General features: G+C 38.4%; 16 protein-coding genes. 7 read left to right on the top strand and 9 right to left on the bottom strand.

The features are described 5' to 3' along the window. Positions 1–452: 452 nt before the first annotated feature. The 5 genes from DB42_RS00575 to DB42_RS00555 all read left to right on the top strand — a co-directional run bounded on the left by DB42_RS00575 (position 453) and on the right by DB42_RS00555 (position 9,238). Positions 453–1,184, top strand: a complete 732-nt coding sequence (locus DB42_RS00575; RefSeq protein ID WP_044881263.1) for a type IV toxin-antitoxin system AbiEi family antitoxin — start codon at positions 453–455, stop codon at positions 1,182–1,184. 2 nt (positions 1,185–1,186) lie between these two features. Then, positions 1,187–1,813: a GSU2403 family nucleotidyltransferase fold protein gene (locus tag DB42_RS00570; protein WP_044881262.1), complete on the top strand. Its 627-nt coding sequence runs from the start codon at positions 1,187–1,189 to the stop codon at positions 1,811–1,813. 1,171 nt (positions 1,814–2,984) lie between these two features. After that, the gene (locus DB42_RS00565; RefSeq protein ID WP_044881261.1) at positions 2,985–5,552 is read left to right on the top strand and encodes an ATP-dependent Clp protease ATP-binding subunit; all 2,568 of its coding nucleotides are present in this window, start codon (positions 2,985–2,987) and stop codon (positions 5,550–5,552) included. Between the two features lie 156 nt (positions 5,553–5,708). Then, positions 5,709–7,460: a protease-like activity factor CPAF gene (locus DB42_RS00560; RefSeq protein WP_044881260.1), complete on the top strand. Its 1,752-nt coding sequence runs from the start codon at positions 5,709–5,711 to the stop codon at positions 7,458–7,460. An 8-nt stretch (positions 7,461–7,468) separates the two neighbouring features. Beyond that, entirely contained in the window at positions 7,469–9,238 is a 1,770-nt protein-coding gene (locus DB42_RS00555; protein WP_044881259.1) for a protease-like activity factor CPAF, read from the top strand. Between the two features lie 85 nt (positions 9,239–9,323). Here DB42_RS00555 and DB42_RS00550 read toward each other — a convergent pair whose 3' ends face one another. The 9 genes from DB42_RS00550 to rnc all read right to left on the bottom strand — a co-directional run bounded on the left by DB42_RS00550 (position 9,324) and on the right by rnc (position 19,189). Then, positions 9,324–10,013 (bottom strand): PTS sugar transporter subunit IIA, encoded by a 690-nt coding sequence (locus DB42_RS00550; RefSeq protein WP_039383163.1) that lies wholly within the window; start codon positions 10,011–10,013, stop codon positions 9,324–9,326. A gap of 61 nt (positions 10,014–10,074) precedes the next feature. Beyond that, positions 10,075–10,476 carry a PTS sugar transporter subunit IIA gene (locus tag DB42_RS00545; RefSeq protein ID WP_238578965.1) on the bottom strand — a complete coding sequence of 134 codons (402 nt, stop codon included), beginning with the start codon at positions 10,474–10,476 and terminating at the stop codon, positions 10,075–10,077. Positions 10,477–10,587: 111 nt separating this feature from the next. Then, complete coding sequence (dut, locus tag DB42_RS00540; protein ID WP_044881258.1) at positions 10,588–11,040, bottom strand: dUTP diphosphatase; 453 nt, start codon at positions 11,038–11,040, stop codon at positions 10,588–10,590. A 5-nt stretch (positions 11,041–11,045) separates the two neighbouring features. Beyond that, complete coding sequence (gene accD / locus DB42_RS00535; RefSeq protein ID WP_042238358.1) at positions 11,046–11,972, bottom strand: acetyl-CoA carboxylase, carboxyltransferase subunit beta; 927 nt, start codon at positions 11,970–11,972, stop codon at positions 11,046–11,048. Positions 11,973–12,130: 158 nt separating this feature from the next. Next, a complete protein-coding gene (locus DB42_RS00530) occupies positions 12,131–12,766 on the bottom strand; it encodes a superoxide dismutase (RefSeq protein ID WP_044881257.1) in 636 nt (211 codons plus the stop codon). A 564-nt stretch (positions 12,767–13,330) separates the two neighbouring features. Then, the gene (locus tag DB42_RS10110; RefSeq protein WP_052435845.1) at positions 13,331–15,121 is read right to left on the bottom strand and encodes a leucine-rich repeat domain-containing protein; all 1,791 of its coding nucleotides are present in this window, start codon (positions 15,119–15,121) and stop codon (positions 13,331–13,333) included. A 568-nt stretch (positions 15,122–15,689) separates the two neighbouring features. Next, a complete protein-coding gene (gene hemC / locus DB42_RS11395; protein ID WP_162180733.1) occupies positions 15,690–17,003 on the bottom strand; it encodes a hydroxymethylbilane synthase in 1,314 nt (437 codons plus the stop codon). A 70-nt stretch (positions 17,004–17,073) separates the two neighbouring features. Further along, positions 17,074–18,450, bottom strand: coding sequence for a DNA repair protein RadA (gene radA / locus DB42_RS00510; RefSeq protein WP_044881256.1), 1,377 nt, complete (start codon positions 18,448–18,450; stop codon positions 17,074–17,076). Positions 18,451–18,457: 7 nt separating this feature from the next. Beyond that, on the bottom strand, positions 18,458–19,189 hold the full coding sequence (gene rnc / locus DB42_RS00505) for a ribonuclease III (protein WP_044881255.1): 732 nt from the start codon (positions 19,187–19,189) through the stop codon (positions 18,458–18,460). A 168-nt stretch (positions 19,190–19,357) separates the two neighbouring features. On the opposite strand from rnc, the gene DB42_RS00500 reads away from it, so the two are divergent. Both DB42_RS00500 and DB42_RS00495 read left to right on the top strand, forming a co-directional pair. Continuing rightward, a complete protein-coding gene (locus DB42_RS00500) occupies positions 19,358–20,056 on the top strand; it encodes a hypothetical protein (RefSeq protein WP_044881254.1) in 699 nt (232 codons plus the stop codon). Positions 20,057–20,113: 57 nt separating this feature from the next. Further along, complete coding sequence (locus tag DB42_RS00495) at positions 20,114–20,827, top strand: lipoate--protein ligase family protein (protein ID WP_044881253.1); 714 nt, start codon at positions 20,114–20,116, stop codon at positions 20,825–20,827. The last annotated feature ends 266 nt before the right edge of the window (positions 20,828–21,093 follow it).

Here is a 21,093-nt window from a genome sequence, read left to right as displayed (position 1 = left end):
TTAAGAGACGCATAAGAGTAGTAAGAGAATTTTCACATGAAGAATCCTCCAAAAGTTTGGTAATAGCAGTCCTTCAGAAAATCCATGAAGTCTAGAGGGATAATAAAGCATACTTGAAGAGGGGATAACAAAAATTAGAAAGATAAATGATGTTTCTTGGCCTAAGGGGCTATGAGCATCAATCTTAATCGTTTCCCCTAAATCATAAAAGGGAACTTATTAAAATTAAGGCGAAAAATTTAAAAGGAGCAAAACACTATAAAAATAGGTTAGAAGAAAAAAATTCCGATTTTACAGAGAATTATTGTGCCCTCGCAATTTCTTTTCTGCAGAAATAAACTTTAATGGTTGCATAGGGATAACTTTACGAGGATTGCAAACTTCCAAGCTTTCTGTATTGTTCAATAAATATTGAACAAATTATAATAGTGAACAGTGAAGAGGGCGATGATATGAAGGGCCAATTTTTAATTAATACTCACTATTCGTGTGGAGAAGGAAATATTTATGCCAATAAATCGGCCGTGGTCTTAGATTGGCTTTTGCGTATTGGTATATATAAAGAACAGTTTACGATTAGAGAGGTGAGTAGAAGTAGAGATATTAGCATTGGGCTGGTTCAGAGAGTGTTTGAAGTTTTAGTCATGAAAGGGTTTCTTCAGACAATGGGCGTTAGGACAGCAAAAAGGTTTTTCATTAAAAAGCCAGAGCTCTTATTGAAAAGCTGGCTCGATCACTACAACATCACGAAGAAATGCAAAATGTGGACTTACAGAACAGGATGTGAAGATAAAACAGAGGTTCTTAAGGCCTTAGAAAGTTCTGATCTAAAGCATACTGTTGCCCTAGCTCTTCATGCAGCCGCTGAAGCTTATGGGACTAAGAATACAAATCTACAAACTTTAGAACTTTATTTGATAAACCCCAGCATGCGACCTCAACTTGAGTCCTCTCTACAGCTAGAACCTCAAGAAAGAGGCTATGAAATCTTATTAATTACCCCTTATTATAAAAGCCTTCTTAGCCATGGTTTAAAAGATCAAATTACTGCAAAAGTTCGTGTGGCCCCCTGTTTGCTGACTTTTTTGGACCTGTATCATTTTCCTCTAAGGGGCCACGAGCAAGCAGAATTTATGTCAGCACGCTTAAATGAACTAAAGCCGTTCTATAAAAAAGTCCAATAAAAATGTCTATAGAGCTTAAGCAAGAAGATTGCATTGTTTCTGACTTTCTAAGATCGATTGGTCCCTGGGATAATTATATCGTGCTTGGAGGAGGTTATGCCCTAATTATTTACAAACTTTACCTGGCGAATCAAGAAGTAGGAATAGCACCTGTAGGCACCCATGATCTTGATTCTCTAATCCCACGAAAAGTTCCTAGCTTTATGAACAAAAATATTGCCTACTGTTTAAAAGAATCCGGATTTATCCCCATTTTTAAAGATTATGGTAACCCAGCTACAGAAGCCTATGTTAAAGAAATTAACGGCTTTGAAGTGGAAATCGAGTTTCTTACGGATTCAGTAACTCGCGGAGATAAAAACAAAAACGTCCTAATAGCTGGAGTCGTTGCACAGCCATTGAGCTATTTGTCGTTAAGTTTACAAATGACTTTAAGCTTTGTAACCTATTCGGGGAAGAGAGGTTTAGTTGTTTCTCCGGGAGCATGGATGTTTCATAAAGGCCTTACATTTCCAAAGCGTAATGCCCCCTCAAAAGCTTACAAAGATCTTTATGGTATCTGGTATGCTGCTACGCAATTAGGAGAATTTTCAGATAAGGCTGTTGCTGAGCTTGCCCTGCTGTCTTAGCAGCATTCTAAATGGTTTAAAACCTTTCAAAAAAATTTGCACCAATGGATGGAAAATGCAGCTTCTATCGATTGGTCACGATTGGAGGCACAAGATCCATCGGGCAGACTTAAAAAATTAAACTTTGAGAAAATTATTAAGAGCATAATTTCAAGAAAAGAAAATCAAAAAAGCTAGAAACCAAAAAAGAAAAAAATCTGCAATCTAATGATGGGTTTTATAACCTCTTACTTTCAAATAAATTTAATTAACTATTTTTATACTAAAAAACCTTAAAAAGAAAAAAGAAAAGAAGAGTTTTTTTAAGAAGTTTATAATTTTTATAATTCTTAGCTGTTTTCTCTCGTAATACTGTGGTTAAATTCTTTCTTAGGAAAAAAATTTTTTTCTTAAATTTTCCCAATTAATCAATTATTTATAAGCGTTCACGGGTGCAGAGCTGCTTAATTTTTTGAGGATAAGGAGCCCATGTAAATCAGAAAGTGCAGTCAATAGAAAAAAACTATTTGCAAGCATTTTTGGCTTTGTAGATACCTGCAGAATCGTATTTAAAGTGCGATATACTCTTTGGCCGATTACTAACTATTTCCTAAGGAGAGTTTTACCATTCGCTTTTTCGACGCCTATTTAAAAAAATGCTGAAAATCTTATTAATAGTGCTCTAAAAGCTCTTATCGCCTTATAATAGAATTTTAAGCCTTTCATTTTTAGAATTTCCTGCTTAAGTAAAAGGTAGCTTTAAGTTTTTTATATCAAATGTTATTCTTATGGGTAAGATCCCTAAAAATAGATTTAGCCTATCTACTTAGCCTATATACTTGGGAGCTTTTAGAGAAAACAGGGTTTGCTCTATAGGCTGTTTGTAGAAATAGGGGGAAAAGCTTTAAAGTCATTAAAAAGCCTTTCAAAGCCTTACTTTTAGGTGAACATTTGAGATAGCTTGATTAAGTTATAGGGGGATCCAAGTAATTTAAGGAAAAATTAAAAGATTAAAAATAGTTTATATTTTCTTAAAATAAAGTTAAATTTACTTATGCTTAAGCAATATAAAATTAGGATAGGCAGTTAACTCTTTAGCCTTTTCTCTTTTTTCAGAACACGTAACCTAGGTTGCAAAAAATAGAGCCTGAGGCTACAGTTAAAATATACGCCATTTAACTACGAGATTGTTATGTTTGACAAATTTACAAATCGTGCAAAGCAAGTCATTAAGCTCGCTAAGAAAGAAGCACAACGCTTAAATCATAATTATTTGGGCACTGAACACGTTTTACTAGGGCTGCTCAAATTAGGTCAAGGAGTGGCAGTCAATGTATTGCGTAACCTTAATATTGATTTTGAGACAGTGCGGAATGAAGTGGAAAAACTCGTGGGGTACGGACCTGAAATTCAAGTGTATGGGGACCCTGCTTTAACGGGAAAAGTTAAAAAAGTATTTGAACATGCTAATGAAGAAGCTGCAAATCTTAACCATAATTATGTAGGAACTGAGCATTTACTATTGGGGTTATTGCGCCAAACGGATGGCGTGGCGGCGCAAGTATTAGAAAATTTAAATGTAAATCTTAAGGAAGTTCGTAAAGAAGTATTAAAAGAATTAGAAACTTTCAATCTACAGTTGCCTCCTATTGGAGCAGGATCTCCTTCTTCCCGTTCTGGGGAAATGAGTGGTCAGGTGGGATCTTCGGGTAAGCCTTATGACAAAGGCAATTCAAGCATGGGTGGAGGTCTAGAAAAGATGCCCGCTCTTAAAGCTTATGGTCATGACCTCACGGAAATGTGTCGGGAAAATAAGATGGATCCTGTGATTGGTCGTAAGCACGAAGTTGAAAGATTGATTTTGATCCTTTGTCGTCGTCGCAAGAATAACCCTGTGCTGGTGGGGGAAGCTGGTGTAGGGAAGACTGCTATCGTAGAAGGACTTGCCCAAGCCATTGTTAAAGGCGAAGTTCCGGATAATCTAAGAAAAAAACGTTTAATTGCTCTTGATCTAGCCTTGATGATTGCTGGGACAAAATATCGAGGACAATTTGAAGAGCGCATCAAAGCGGTCATGGATGAAATTAAAAAGAATGGGAATGTGCTTTTATTTATTGATGAGCTCCATACGATTGTAGGCGCAGGAGCAGCTGAAGGAGCGATTGATGCTTCTAATATCTTAAAGCCTGCTCTTTCTCGCGGAGAAATTCAGTGCATAGGGGCGACTACTATCGATGAATATCGTAAGCATATTGAAAAAGATGCCGCCTTAGAGCGTCGTTTTCAAAAAATTGTAGTGGCGCCTCCTTCAGTAGAAGATACAATCGAAATCTTAAATGGCTTAAAAAGTAAATATGAAGATCACCATAAATGTATTTATACCCCGCACGCGTTGACTGCCGCTGCTGTTCTTTCAGATCGTTACCTGCATGGAAGGTTTTTGCCAGATAAGGCGATTGATTTATTAGATGAAGCGGGAGCTAAAATGCGTATTTCAATGATGAATCAGCCACAAGATATAAGTAAATTTGAAGCAGAAATTGAAGAAACACGGCTAGCTAAAGAAGAAGCGATCGCTAAGCAAGAATATGAAAAAGCTGCAAAATTACGCGACAAAGAGAAAACCTTGAGGGAACAACTTCAGCAGCTGCGTAATCAATGGGAAGTGAATAAAGAAGAGCATGAGGTGATTGTTGAAGACGAAGATGTCGCTCAAGTGGTGGCAAAGCAAACTGGAATTCCTATCAGTCGTCTAACTGAAGGAGAAACTCAAAAAGTTCTTAAAATGGAAGAGCATCTTAGAGGTAGCATCATTGGCCAAGATGAAGCTCTTAAAACTGTTTGCAGAGCGGTACGTCGTAGTCGCGCAGATATTAAAGATCCTAATCGCCCCATAGGAGCTTTTCTCTTTTTAGGGCCTACAGGAGTAGGAAAAACTCTTTTAGCTCGCTTACTTGCTATCAACATGTTTGGGGGCGAAGATGCACTTATTCAAGTTGACATGTCAGAGTATATGGAGAAATTTGCTGTCAGCCGTATGACCGGCTCTCCGCCAGGTTATGTAGGACATGAAGAAGGCGGACAGTTGACAGAACAAGTTCGCCAGCGTCCTTACTCGGTTGTGCTCTTTGATGAGATTGAAAAGGCTCATCCAGATGTAATGGATTTGTTATTACAAATTTTAGAAGAAGGGCGTTTAACTGACTCATTTGGCCGTAAAGTAGATTTTCGTAATACCATTATTATCCTGACCTCTAACTTGGGTGCTGATCTGATTAGAAAAACTACAGAAGTAGGCTTTGGTGCAGAGGAAGGATCTTTAGATTACGAGCGCATTAAGGATAAAATTGAAGGGGCTGTTAAAAAACAATTTAAGCCAGAATTTCTTAATCGGTTAAATGACATGATTATTTTCCGTCCGCTTAATCGTGAAGCTTTAATGCAGGTTATTGAGATTGAAATCAAAAAAATGCAAAATCGCTTACAAAAACGCGAAGTTTACATTACTCTGGATGATAAAGCTAAAAATTTCTTGGTTGAGAAAGGCTTTCAGCCGGAAATGGGAGCTCGGCCTTTAAGACGCACCATCGAGCAGTATTTAGAAGATCCTTTAGCCGAAAAACTGCTAATGCATCCTGAAAAAGGTTGCCGTTGTACGGTTACAGCGGATGAAGATCATTTAATTATTCATGAAGAAGAACTTATTAATTTAAACAGAAAAATAATAGATAAAAAGGTTTTAACTACTCCTACTGTTTAAAAGTTTATCTAAACCTTAAGGTTTGCTAGCAAGCAAACCTTAAGAACTCTCTTTGCTTTTAAAATATGTTGTGAATTCCCTTGCATAAATTTTTTATTGTTTACCAGCAAATAGAGGGAAGCCTATAGTATTTTATGCATAGTAGAGAGGGTTTAGATGGTTAAGATTATCTATGTTTTAGCTTTTTTAATCGCATCTATTTATTTAGTAGAGGCGCAAGATTATTCTCTTCGGCAGTCACAAATGATTGCTGATTTGGAAATCATTAAGCATGAGTTTGAAATCAATTATGCCCCTTTTGGATGGAAAAAGAAATATCTACATTGGAATTTAGATCATGAAGTAACAAAAGCCAAAGAAAAAATCCTCTCTTCCTCCTCCTTATCTACCAAGCAATATCATCAAATTATTCGCGACTTATTTAATTCCGTACAAGATTTACATACATATGTTCGTTTTTATGCTACAGAATATGCCTTTCTGCCATTTTGTGTGCAAGGTGTACAGGGCCATTATTTTGTTGTATGGGTAGATAATTTGTGGGCTAAAGAGCAGAAAGTAAGCCTACAGGTGGGAGATGAGATCTTATCTTTTGACGGTAGTCCAGTCAAGGAAGTAGTGGAAGAGATTAGGTTATCAGCCTTTGGAGCTAATCACAATGAAACTTATCAACATCTTAGCGAATGGCAGCTTACCTTACGTGAAGCTTTTAGAGTGCAAGATGTTCCTCAAGGTCCAATAGAAATAGTTTTTAGAAAGCCTGATAGCCAACAAGCTCACTCTTTTGTAGTAAACTGGGAGTATGCTCCTGAAGAGATCATAAATAACTATTCTTTGAGCATACCTCTCAATTTAGAAAGAGAGGAGGGGAATAAACATCGTTTTTTTTATCAAGAGCGCATTCTGCCTTTTTATGCTAGTTTGGTCAATCATTCTTCTTGTTTAGCTGATAAAGCCAAGTTATTAGGTGCTAAGGCAAATCTTTTTCCTGCTTTGGGGCCTGTATTATGGAGGGCAGATTTGCCCGCTTTTGAAGCGTATATTTACTCTTTAAACGGGAGTAAAAACATTGGATATATACGCATCCCTGATTTTCTAGGGAATGAATACAGAGTAGAGCAGTTCCAGCAAATTATTGCTAAGATGGAAAGCTGCACAGACGCCCTAATCGTAGATGTCATGAACAATCCTGGTGGCTTTTCTTTTTATACCTATGCTTTAGCCTCTATGTTAACCTGTAAGCCGCTGACCAATTTAAAACAATTTTTATCGATTACGCAAGAAGATGTATACCTTGCTGTGCAGACCGCTTCTTCTTTAAAAAATATCGTTACCGACCATGACGCTACCCAGGTTTTAGGGCCAGATATTAATGGCTATGCTGTCGATAAGCGCTTAGCTTGCTACCTTTTTAAATATGCCACATATATTCAAGATCAGTTCAAACAGGGTAAATATTTTACCGATTTATACCCTCTGGATGGAGTAGAAACTATTTATCCTCACCCAACTACGCAATACACCAAGCCTTTGTTCGTTTTAACTAACCCTTTGAGTATTTCTTGCGCAGAGCTTCTAGTCGCTTTATTACAAGACAATAAGGGGGCAATAATTTTAGGTGGGCAAACGGCTGGAGCGGGAGGTACTATCGTACGTAGAAAGTATTCCAACCGTTTTGGAATAGCTGATTTAGTTTTTACAGGATCGCTTGTTTGTCGCTACAATGAACAGCCTTTAGAAAATAGAGGGGTTAAGCCCGATGTGGCTTACCGCTGGACTACTGAGGATTATACAAAAGACCATGCCAACTTTATCGATTTTGTTAATGGAATTGTATCTTGCAGTATGGATGGACTTTTACCCAATCCTACTGATATTTTAGAGGAGATAATTTTTGAATCTAGATAGTGGGACTAATGATTAACAGAATCTTCCTTGCGGTTTTATATAGCTTTTTACTTTCTTATCTAGGGTCTACTCTCTTAGCGTCCGAAACTTACCATGCTAAAATGCTAGGAAATATAGACCTTATAAAAAGTATATTAGCATCAAAATATGCACCTGCTGAATGGAAAAAAAATTATATAGGCTGGGATTTAGAGGTAGAAGCACAAGCAGCTAAGAATGAAGTACTGAGAAGAAGTAGCTTATCCATCCGTGATTATCAAAAGATCTTGCTGGATTTTTTTAATTCCATGCAAGATTACCATGTAAAAATAGACTTTTATGCGACAGAAATGTCCTTTTTGCCCTTCCGGCTAGAAGGAGTAGAGGGAAGATACTTTGTTGCTTGGTTACCAAAAAATTCTCAAAGTTATGCAAAAATAGATCCGAGCCTTGCGGACATGCTTGCGAATATGCAAATAGGTGACGAAGTATTAGCATTTGGAAATATGCCGATTGATGAATACCTTAAAAAATTTAGCTTGAAATCTTTTGGAAAAGCTTTAAACGCAACCGATCAGCGTTTGTCTGAGCAATATCTAACCTTGCGCTTAGCCAGCATGGGCTATGAAGTGGAGCAGGGAGGCGTGCCTATTACTGTTAGGCATCACCGTTCAGGTCGGATAAATACTTATACACCTGAATGGCTATACGTGCCTGAACGCATTACAAATCATTTTCTTCCAGCTAACTTTTATTCTACAAGCTCTGGAGGGGTGTATGCTAGGAAAAAAGGTCTTGATCTCTTTGATAAAGAGAGAATCACTCCCTTACATAGGCAAATGGAAATAGCCAAAAAATCTATTAATAAATTTAAAAAAGAAAATTGGGGTTTGGAAGAAGATAATAGTGAATGCGATTATATAGCACTGGGGCAATATCAAAGTTTCGTCCCAGAATTAGGGGAGGTGCTATGGAGAGCTACTTCTTTACATTACTATTCTTATATTTTTCAAACAGCTAGTAATAAAAAGATCGGCTACCTACGTATCCCTATCTATACTGCTGACGAAAATGAATATAAGGAATTAGAGACAATCATCCAGCACTTCCAAAACGAGACAGATGCATTGGTTATCGATCAACTTAACAATCCGGGAGGATCATCAGCTCACCTGCTCTTTTTACTCTCTCTGCTCAGTGAATATTCTCTTGATTTGCCTCTGGAACGGATTACAATCACTCAGCAAGATGTCGCTAAAGCGCTGATGATTGTAAACAATCCTCACCATATACTTAACGATTTAATCGAGAATGGTCCGAGCTTTTTAATTTCTCCTGAAAATACTGAGGGGGTTACCGCTTTTTTTCAGACCATTCTTGATGAATGGAACGCAGGACGAACCTTTACTCAACCTCTCCACTATTGTGGGATTACTTCTGTTCCACCTAATCCGCATACTCACTACAATAAGCCTATCCTAATTTTAGTGAATGCTTTAGATTTTTCATGCGCTGATCTTTTTCCAGCCATTTTACAAGATAACCAGCGTGCAAAGGTTTTTGGCTCGCCGACAGCAGGCGCCGGAGGATTTGTTTTAGAGCACGAATATCCTAACCTTTTTGGCATTGCTAGCTTTTCTTACACCGGATCTATAGTCTATCGTGCAGGCGATCGACCGATTGAAAATCTTGGCGTCACACCAGATTTTCCCTATGAAATCACCGTCGACGACCTTATGTATAACTATAAAGGTTATACAAAGGCTGTGTTGCAAGCCTTGGAAGATTTATCCAATTAAAAGCTAATCTTGTCGCAGCTTTAACAATAAAAGAAAAAAAACGAAAGGCTAGCGTCGCCTGTTGCAATCTTTTCTGCCACGCTTTTTATTTAATAGACGATTCAAAATTTTTAATGTAATTCAAAAATTCCTCTTTAGGAGGCTTGCTCTGCAGGAATTCTAATGTATTAGGGTGATTAACTAAATGAGCAATTTTGGCAAGTAAGTGTAAGTGACGCTTATCATCACAGGCAAAAAGAAAGAAGAGAGTGTGAACGGGCTTGCCATCTAGGGCACCATAATCGATAGGATTTTTGGAATAGGCTACGACGACTACATCATAATGGGCGTTAAGAAGAAAATCACGAGTATGGGGGATGCCTATCCCATTATTTAAAGCTGTAGGCTGAAGCTTTTCACGATCTAAAAGAAGGTGGGAGATACCTTCTGCATCTAAATTCAAGCTTTTGGCCATTCTTTGCATGGTCTGGCGAATAACTTCTTCTTTAGTGTCACCCATAATATCGATTAACACATCACCTTTATGTAAAGCGCGATAAAGGCTAAACTGCTTAATACCACCTTTGATAGGAGAAGGATCAGGAATAGCAGTAGGATGGTCAAAGGAAGCTTCAGGGATTTTTTGACTTAACACCCAATCTTCAATTTCATTGCGGTTAAAGAGATGCTGCTGGTTAATCTGGTAAGAAGGTATTTTTCCTTCAGTTAACCAACGACGAATGGTTTTTTCAGAAACATTTAATAAATCGGCCACATCTTTGATTTTTAAGTCCACCCTCACCTCCGCATTTAAAATCCTTTAAACAAAGTCATAATAGCTTCTGCCGAATTCAATGTTAACATTTTTTTCTTCTATTTTCATCTTTAACGGCAGTTGTTAGTGCAGAAAGGATTTGAAGATACTCGGTTTGTTTGTCATCGGGGCCGCCAATCATTATAATGATGCGTACCGGACTGCCATCTAAAGAATTCCAATCCACTCCTTTTTGCAAAATGCCAATAGCAATAAAAAAGCTTTCATATCCTTTTAGCTTTGCATGGGGAATAGCAACTCCCATGCCAATGCCTGTGGAAACAACCTTTTCTCTTTCAAGGATAGCTTGGTAAAAAGCCTCTTTGTCATGTAAAAAACGATTTTGATGAAGATTTTCTACCATAGCATGGAGAGCTTCATCGCGATCTTCCGCTGACATAAAAAGAATATTTCGAGAGTCCAAATACTTTGAAATTTTGATCATTATTATTTACCCTAAAGGCGGTTATTGCATGAAAAGAGCTCTACATTTACGTAAGCATTTTTCTATATTCATAGCTTATACCTTTGATAGGTAAGAGCAGTTTAGCCTTAATTAATGGATTCCTGTATGGCCGAAGCCACCATCACCGCGCGCAGTGTCTGTAAGCTTTTCGGACAAAATAAAGTTTCCTACAGTTACAGGTGCCAGAACAAATTGGGCGATACGCATGCCGGGAGTCACTATAAAATCTTGCTTACCATGATTAATAAGAATAATTCCTATTTCACCTCTGTAATCGGCATCAATTGTACCAGGAGTATTAAGAACAGTCACTTGATTTTTTAAAGCTAAGCCACTGCGAGGTCTTACTTGGATCTCATACCCTTGAGGAATAGCCATCCTGAGGCCAGTAGGAATTAAACAAGAATCTCCGGCAGCAAGAACCAGAGGTTCTTTGAGATAGGCTCTCACGTCGGCACCTGCAGCACCCGCAGAAGCATACTGAGGTAAACAACTAACGTCGGGGGATAAGACGAGAACTTCAACAGAAAGGGCAGGGTTCATAAAGATTACCTACGAGGTTTATCGGCTTTAGTAAGATTGTTTAAAGGAAGATAAGCAAGAAGAGGATGTTCATCTTTATGGTTATTTTCTTCGTTATTAGTAAGAAAGTAAAGAACTTCGGAAATTTTATGCTTTAATTCTTGCCGATTAACGATGCAATCGATCATTCCATGATGGAGAAGAAATTCCGACTTTTGAGCGCCCGGCGGCAGCTGCTGCCCAATAACCTGCTCAATTACTCGCGGACCGGCAAAGCAAATTAATGCGTTAGGTTCTGCCATAATAATATCACCCAAAGAGGCAAAGGAAGCTGTTACTCCACCTGTAGTCGGATTCGTTAAAACAGAAATGTAAGGGATTTTAGCTTCGTGAAGCTTAGCGAGCGCTGCCGATGTTTTAGCCATTTGCATGAGGGAGAGAATAGATTCTTGCATGCGAGCCCCGCCAGAAGTAGAGACAATAAGGAGAGGCATTCTGTTGGCTAATGCATATTCCATCAAGAGGGTCAGCTTTTCCCCTACTACCGACCCCATGGATCCTGCCATAAAGTTAAAATCTAATATCCCTAAAGCTACTGGGTTGCCATTGATTCTACACGTGCCTACTATAGCTGCTTCGTTATGTCCTGATTTTTCTCGGGCACTTGCTAAACGCTTGGGATAAGTTTCTGTATCTACAAAATTTAGTGCATCTACTGGCTCTAAATCCTTATACATTTCTTGAAAAGAATTTTCGTCGCTAAGATTTTTAATTCGCTCTTCGGTGGTTAGACGGTAATGGTATTCACATTTAGGACAGCAATTCATGTTTTGCTGCAACTCATTAGCGTGGATAAGCTCATGGCAATGTGTACATTTTAGCCATCCACTATATCCATCTTTTTTGGTTGTTTGAATTTTTATTTTAGGTTTATTCCTTGAGAATAATCCCATTATTTAACTCTCTTAATAATGAAGTAGAAAAAGAAACTATAGAGGAAAAAGCTTTGCAATTCAATCTAAATCTTGCAAACAAGCAGTTTTTTGAGTGAAAATAGCGGAATAAAAAGAGAGCCAGAAAGGAAAAATTTCTTTCTGGCTTAAAATTCAAATTACGTTGTTTTAGCGGCACTAGCCAGCTTATAACGCTCCTCGACATTTTTCCAATTAACAATCTCCCAAATATTTTTCACATATTCGGCTCTTACGTTTTTATACTGGAGATAATAGGCGTGTTCCCAGACGTCAATCCCAAGTAGAGGGATCAAACCTTTAGGAGATAAAGGATCTTGGTTTTCACACGTGGTAATTTGTAATCGATGGTGTTGCTTGCAATAGCCCAGCCATCCCCATCCAGAACCCTGAATTGCCACAGTGCGGGCGCTAAATTCTTCAATGAATTTTTCCCATGAATCAAAATCTTTTTTAATGGCATTTTGCAAATCACCATCTGGTACTGTGCCGCCGCCTTGGCTCTTAGGTGCTAGGTTTGTCCAAAAAATGCTATGATTAATGTGTCCACCGCCATTAAATTTAATAGCAGATTGCAGAGCAATTAAATCGGTAGGATCGTTAGATTTCTCGGCTTTTCCTTGGGCTTCTTCATACTGCTCAAGAGCCTTATTAAGATTATTGACATACGTTTGATGGTGTTTAGTGTAATGTAAGTTCATGATTTCTGCACTAATGACGGGTTCTAAATCGCCAAAATCATAGGGTAGAGGGGGAAGTTGATATTTGAAGGCCATAAAAAAAACTCCTTGAAGTTTGAAAAAAATGTGAATCTACATTGTGTCCTATGAAAGTAATTTTGACAAGGCCTAAGCAAAATTTTCCTTTTTACAAAAAGGCTTATAAAATTAAGGATTTGAGAATATTAAAGTTGAGAGTAAAAACTAAGCGGATTTTTGATCATTTACTTTTTTATTTTTGCATGGACCCTCTAGGTATGCCGCTGGCTCTACCGTAGATAAATGGCAAGCTCATTAGCGTAAAGGTGAAGTTTTATTTCCTCTCATCATAGCAAATGGGTTATTAATTTAATGAGAAAAGCTTTGTCTATACCTTAAAACATTTTTTCCAGATCTATTAAGGATGAGGGTTTATAAATGACAAAGCACTCTTTTTTTGAAGAAGAGAAATTTAGTTTGCATATTGTTAAAGATGCATAAAAACTCTAACCCCAGGTTACTAAGATGCAAAAAAGGACTGCAGGGCAGCTTATAATCTTCTAATTTAGAAATAGCTTAAAGTTGCTAAGATTCGACAACTATTATATTTCTCTTCAATATTTTCTAGAAAAGATGGTCATCTTACTCATCTAAACTTAAGTTATTAAGGTTTTTGAGCTTAGAAAGGTGCATAAATATAGCAAATGGGCTTAGTCTCTGGTTATTGCGTAAGCTAAGCGCCCTTAGCTGAGATAATCGCCCTATCTCAGCAGGAAGAGAGGTGAGCTGGTTGTTATCTAAGTAAAGCTCCTGCAATTGAGGAAGTCGCCCTATCTCAGCAGGAAGAGAGGTGAGTTGATTACTAATTAAATCAAGTCTTTGCAAATTAGACAGAAACCCTATTTGTGCAGGAAGAGTAGTTAGATGGTTGCCATTTAATTTCAATCTATGTAGCTGAGAAAGCTGTTTGATCGCTCGAGGAAGAGCAGTTATCTGGTTTTTGTCTAAGTCGAGATATTGTAACCGAGAAAGTTCTCCGATTGCTGTAGGTAGAGCAGTTAGCTGATTATCGTTTATGCTCAGTCCTTGCAGATTAGAAAGTTGCCCAATGGTGGCAGGAAGAGCTGTTAAGTTGTTACCGCTTAAGTCGAGGTATTGCAGCTGAAAAAGTTGCTCGATCCCAGCAGGAAAAGAGTTTAGCTTGTTGTAGCATAAGCGAAGCGATTTTAGTTTGGATAGCTGCCCCATTTCGTTAGGAAGAGCGGTTAGCTCGTTGTCCAATAAGTTAAGATATTGCAGCTGAGAAAGCTGTCCGATCTCGGCAGGAAGAGCGGTTACGTTGCTGTTAATTAATATAAGATCGCATAGCTTAGAAAGCTGCCCTATTTCTGGTGGCAAAAAGGTTAAGTCTGAAAAACGTAAATCTAATTCAGTAATAATTGCACCATGTCTTTCCATCCATTGCGCTAATAGCTCGCCTTTTTTCTTTAAAGGTAGAGCTTTAATGTGGTCTTGGTGTAAGTAATTTTTTCCTCCCGGTAGCGTTTGCCAGAGTAGGAGGCGATTAATATTTAGTAGATAGGAAGAATAATTAGAGAGAGTAAAATCCTTACTTTCTTTTGAATCTCCTTCAAATTCTAAGGGGGAAAGAGAGGTGGCTAAGTTAAAGATTTGCTGAAAGATGTGAGCCACTTTTTCTTCAACAGAAAGAGTGAATTCAATTTTATAAATCTGCTCCAACATATGAGCTTGTTCTGTAAAATTTCTATTTCTTTCAGGAAAATGGATTTGGACGATCCCCTTATACAGAGAAGCTGTGGAAAGAGGATTTATAGATAAAGAAGAAAGAGCTTGTATTTCGTTAAGTGAGAGAGTAGGTAAAGAAGATGCAGAAGTAGGAGGTGGAGGAGAGACTGTGAGAAGGGATGCTGAATTTTGGTAGATTTGCCGCAGCTTTTCAACGACAAATTGCCTAATCTTTTCATTTTCTCCTAATAATTTTTCCATCCATTTATAACTTATCTTTTCTTTCTCCGTTAGCTCTTCGCTCTCATGGCTCATCAGCTCTTCCACTTGACTCTCTAGCATTTCCTTTAAAGTTAAAACTTCTTGAATTTGAGGTTTTTCTAGAAGATGGAGTAAGAGGTTAATATAACCTTCTTTAAGAGATTTTAAAGGGTAGGACTTAGTCGTTTCGGCTAGCTGCCTCACTATGTAGTTAGGTGCATGCCTTTCAATAAGTGTTCTATCTAGGGGGCAAAGTTTATTGCGTGCTAAGCATTGGATGACGGTATCTTCGTTAAAGGTATGACCACAAGGAAACAAAGTAACCGCTCGAGTCAGCAACTCTCCTGATACAGGATCTTCTATATTCGCTGAGATTGTGGGATGAAATTTTGCCTGGATGCTAGATGTAGAGGTTGGTGCCATCATATAAGCTCCTTAAAGTTATAGGGTAAATTATCTCCTCAAGAGTAAACTTAGCCTGCTTTTTTAAGGGCTAGCCTGAGTTTTTATGAAATGTTAGTTTTTCTTAATTTTTTAATCAATTTTTATTTTGAAAGTTAGAAAAGGAGTTATATGTCTTTGTATAAAAGTAGCAGAAGTTTCTCTTATTAATTCATCAACTTCTCTCCCAATCTCTTGTGATATGCTTCTCAGCTTGTTTTATTCTTGGATTTTTTGTTCTATAGTATTCCAATGAGGAAATCTAAAAAAGCTTCTCTTGTAAATATGACAAGCATTTATCTTTTTCTTTACAGTTTTCTCTTTACTTGATTTTAAGTTTACTTTCTTGCTTATCAAACAGACGGATAGGCAAAATTTTAACGAGAAAAGTCCTTATATAGTTTAAAAAGTTGGATTATTTAGCTCCTGTTGATCTTGAGCAGTCCTAAAAGATAGAAAAAATCTGTGAGCTAAAATGGGGGGGGAAGGCTACCTAGGTGGGATAGAACCCCCGCCAAACTTGAATCCTTAATCTTTCTAAAGATTTAAAGAACTAAGAAGAATTTAATCTTTGCATTAAATGGCGCTGAGTGATAGGTCCAATAGCTTTAAGTCTTTTGTTCTTAGGAATGCACCCAAATTTTTCTATAAAAGCATTTATTGTAGAGGGGCTGGTGAAATGGATTTCATCGATAAGGGTTAAATCTAGGGGGCGCAAATTTTTATTAAGGAAAGTATCATAAAGAATGCATTCACGAAAACGCCATTTTTGCTGGATAAAAAAATCGGAGAGAACAGAGCGCGAAAGAGCAGAATGGGGCCAAAAAAAATAAGGATTGACGAGGGGTAAACCTTGCAAAAGATCTATCATTCCTTCAGCCGTTTCTACAGAAGGAATTAAAGGAGAAAGGTTGGCATAGCTTGCAAAGGCTTTGGCTGTCTGAGAGCCTACGCAAATGACTTCTTTATTATGTAAATGATGGGTTGTATATTTATAGTGAGAAAAAAGTTTAAAAAAAATATGCACTGCATTTTTGCTAGTAAAAATTAAGTGCGTATAAGATAAAAAATCTTGAAAGCCTTCTTGAATATCACTTTGATGGAAGGCACGTGGATGAATGCGAATAATAGGGTAATGAATAAAGTTAAGGCTTTTTTCTTGTTGTTCAGGAAGATCTATGCCCAGATAAAGTATTTGCGGCTTTGGCTGGCGGCTATCTAAGCAGCTCATTAGTTCAAGTATCTCAGTATCATCTTCTCGACATATGAGGGCTAATTGGCCTTGATAAGGGACAGTTTCCCCTGGTAGCTTAATGCGATTTAGATGGGTAAGATTAAGACGAATTAAAGCTGCTTCAGCTACTACTACGCCATCAGCTTGCCTTTTTTCAAGCAACTCCAATCTTTCGGGGATAGTTCCTCTTAAATCACAAAAGGTTAGGTCTTTACGTAGTTCTTTTACTCTTTCTTCACGACGTAGAGAGGAGGTGGCAATACAGGCTCTTGGAGGAAGGTCCTCAATAGTTTGACCTGGCCTTAGCACTAATACATCTGCAGGGTCTACTCCCTGGGTGATAGCTGCGATCACTAAGCCTGGAGGAAGGGGCTCGGGAAGATCTTTAGCTGAGTGTATAGCTAAACGACACTGCCGGCTTAAAAGGAGAAGGTCAACTTCCTTGGTAAAAAAATCTGTCTTACCCATGTAGCGCAGCGAAGTGATGCGATCTTTATCCCCCGTTGTTTCAAGATAGGTGTTTTCAAATAGGATATGAGCATGATGGCGGCAAAGTTCTTGATAAACTTCTTTAACCTGAGCTTTAGATAAGGCAGAAGAACGTGCACCTACTTTAATTGACAAGCTTTGCATAATTTTTTCCCTTGAATCGCTGATCTCTATCTAGGCAAATACTATCTATTAAAAATTTTAAGTGCACGGTTTATCTAATCAATTGTTGGACAGCTTCTTCTACAAACTCAACGCCTATAATGCCGATTTTTTGGGAAATCTCTGGAGGGATACCTTTAATATTTCTTTTAGGGATTAAGCAGTGTTGAAAGCCCATATGAATAGCCTCTTTAAGCCGGCTTTCTATGCGGGTCACACTCCGAATCTCTCCCCCCAAGCCCACCTCGCCTACTACGGTAGTTTCCGCATCAACTTGTAGATTACGCATCGAAGAGGCTACAGATAATAAGACACCTAGATCAATGCCTGGTTCTGTAATACGCATGCCCCCCGCAATCGACACAAATACATCACACCTATGTAATTGGTAGCCCATACGCTTTTCTAAGACCGCTAATAACAAGGCTAGCCGATTCTGATCAATTCCTGTACAGCGGCGAGAAGGAGTACTAAAGAAAGTTTCGGTGACCAAAGCTTGGGTTTCTATTAAAATAGCGCGCGTTCCCTCTATAGTAGGAATAATCACAGAGCCAATCGCCTCTTTGCGACGTTCTTCTAAGAAAACTTGTGAGGGATTAGGCACCTCCACTAAGCCCGCCTGTTGCATTTGGAATACGGCAATTTCATCCGTGGGGCCAAAACGATTTTTCACCACTCGAATCATACGATAGTTATTCTGTTTATCTCCTTCAAAATAGAGCACAGTGTCTACTAAGTGTTCTAAAACTCGAGGGCCCGCTATTTCGCCCGATTTAGTTACATGGCCAATTAGAAAAGTGGCAATCTGATGCCCTTTGGCGATATGCATAAACTCTGTAGTCGTTTCGCGTACTTGTGAAACTGATCCAGGCGCTGAAGAAATTTCCCCTTTATAGACAATCTGAATGGAATCAATTATTAAAATGTCGGGCTTTACCTGATCGATGTGAGCTTTAATAGCGGAAAAATTGGTTTCACTTAAAAGGAACAAATTTTCGCTATCAATGCCTAAGCGTTGCGCACGCATGGAGGTTTGCTCGACAGATTCTTCTCCGCAAACATACAAGATAATAGAACCTTGCATAGCTAGTGCCTGAGAGATCTGCAAAAGAAGAGTAGATTTTCCAATGCCAGGGTCGCCACCGACTAAAGAAAGAGAGCCAGGAACGAGTCCTCCACCAATTAAACGATCAAACTCATGCAGTAAGGTGCGGATTCGGGGTGTTTCTTTATGAGAAACTTCTTTTAAGCGCACGGGCTTACTAGTGCGTATAGGCTGTTGGGCTTCAAAGCGTGTTTTGGCGCCTACTACCTCTACTTCTTCATGCATAGAATTCCAAGAAGTACATTGAGGACATTGGCCAGTCCACTTATATTGCTTGTGGCCACATTCAGAGCAATACCAGGCACTTTTTTGTTTAGCAGCCATAAACTATTTAGGCCTCTTTAATTTTTTGATTAGCAATAACGCGATAGTGGGCGAGTGCATCTGCTGCTGCGGCTTGCTGAGCTTCTTTTTTAGAAGAGCCGTGTCCATATCCTTTAGCTTGATCATGAACCATCACACATATTTTGAAAATTTTACTATGATCAGGTCCTTCCTCTCCTAAAACTTTATAAGTAGGTGTTTGTTGAAAGTTCTTTTGACAGTAATCTTGAAAAAGTGCTTTGAAGTTGCGCAAAGGCATTTTTAATATAGCTTCGATTTCTGCCGAAAAGTTTTTAAATAAAAAGTGCTTGGCAACTTCTAAGCCTCCATCTAAGTAAATGGCTCCAATGATCGCTTCAAATAAGTCTGCTAGAATAGATTCACGCCCTCGCCCATCATTCATTCTCTCACCCTTTCCTAGAAGCAAATATTGGCCTAAACCATATTTTTGCACATAATTAAAACAGGAGCTAGCTTCTACTAAACGGGAGCGAAGAACAGAGAGCTCACCCTCCGAAGTGGAGGGCAGGTAGCAATAAAGATAGTCTGCAATGAGCATGCCTAGAACCGAATCTCCTAAAAACTCTAAGCGTTCATTGTGTTTCCCCACTTCTTTGTTTTCGTTGACGTAAGATCTATGCACAAAAGCTAAAGCTAATAAAGCTCGGTCTTTAAAGGTATAACCAATCTTATGTTCTATCTCGGTAGCACGTTTCATGAGTTCATCGTATGCGTTCATGGGTTAAATTTTACTCCACTTTTTATTTTTGAGGTAGCTTTTAATAAAACTTTAATTTTTGCTACAAGCGGTTATGGAAAAAAAGTATATTTCTCAAGATAATTAACTGTTTTTTATGTTATTCTTTTTTCTAGACTTTGCAAACATTTAACCCAAATTTTAAACATAATGAAACTAGCCACTGATAAATCTCACCGAGATTATTTCTACAAACATGGGACCATTGAGTTTGATGGCCTTTTTTCCTTAGAGCAAATTCAACAGCTTAATACGGCAATTGATGGCCTCCTTTCTTTAACTTTTAAAAATATTGCTCCGCAATCGCAAAATACTGAAAATGTATTCCTTTGCGGGCGGGATCTCTATCGGAAAGATGAGCGAATCAAGAAACAGGTGTTAAATCGACGCTTAGCAGAAATTGCTCAGGAATTGATGGAAGCACGAGGACTACGTATAGGGTATGATCAGTTGCTTGTCGGTCAATCTGGGCAAGCTAACGTAAACACCGATGCTCTTTACAATCAATTTTTACAAAGTGTAGGTTCTCTCCAAGATAAAAGCTGTGTGCAGCCCTTAGTCTGTGGCCTTGTTATTTGTTTGCAACCTTCCTCATCGCTTGAAATCCCACCTGTTATTCTTCCCCAAACATTAGGCAATGGAGTTTTCTTTAAGCCCGATCTTCCCCTTGATTTAAGCTATCTTTCGCATGCGCAAGGGGGACGTTATTTAATGATTGCCTATGCTAAGCCAAGATCCATCTATGTGTTAAATGATAAAGATCCCCATACGCATAGTTTAAAACATCGGGGATATGTTTTCGGCGATAGATTATCAGATAAACTCAATTCTCTTATTATCCGAAACTAATGAAGCTGCTAGATCTTTCTCTATTAACTTTTTGAAATTAAAGCATAGGCTTAAGCAATGAAGTGGATCATCCTTCAGGACGCTGTAGACACCGCTCAAAACAATATGGATAGGGATTTAAAGCTTTTGCAAAACATCGGGTGCACGGCAAATCCTATCTTGCGTTTTTATGGCTGGCAGGGTCCTTGTGCGACCTATGGATATTTTATTAATCCTCTACATTTTTTAGATGTCGAAGGAGTGCAAAAGCATGGACTGCAGTTAGGGCGCAGGCCGACAGGAGGGGGAATAGTTTTTCATTTGACCGATCTAGCTTTCTCAGTCATCATACCTGCTAAACATCCTCGCTATTCTTTAAACACGCTTGATAATTATGCTTGGGTGAATCAGCAGGTGGCCGAAGCGGTAAAAGCATTCAAAAATGAAATTGTGACTACTTTCTTAAAGATCGAACCTCTTTTTAACAATGAGCTTTGCCGTCATTTTTGCATGGCAAAGCCTACTGTTTATGACGTGATGGTTGAAGGTAAAAAGATCGGTGGGGCGGCACAACGACGTACCCGTGAGGGTTTTTTACATCAAGGTACTTTATCTATTGCTTTTCCTGATGAGTCGCTGCTTAAAGCTGTACTAAAAACAGGGACAGAGGTGTTGGAAGCGATGAAAAGTTATAGTTATGTTTTAGAAGAAGGGGCAGGTACTAACCAATTGGAAGAGATTCGTCACCAGCTAAGACATTTACTGGTTCTACAATTTGAAAAAAATTGCTAGAAAAGAATGGGCGGAAATATAGAGAGATTTTTAATGAACGGGGCATTAGCCAGGACAATACTTTCGTGCTTCATGCGCGGTTAGAGAATAAGCGTTTTTTATCGCAGGGTAAATGTTGAGAATAAGAAGCCTTTATTATAGTATGCTTCAAGGGGCTTAAGAAAATATTCCTATCTATTCGTGAAGGGGCCTTCTTTAAATTCTTCTCTCTGTAAGGCTATTTTAAAAAAGTCAATAATTAAGAAAATTAGGTGGAGGCCTCTACC

The organism is Neochlamydia sp. EPS4 (genome assembly GCF_000813665.1).
In the GTDB taxonomy this organism is placed as follows: domain Bacteria; phylum Chlamydiota; class Chlamydiia; order Chlamydiales; family Parachlamydiaceae; genus Neochlamydia.
This window is presented reverse-complemented; position numbering and strand designations above follow the sequence as displayed.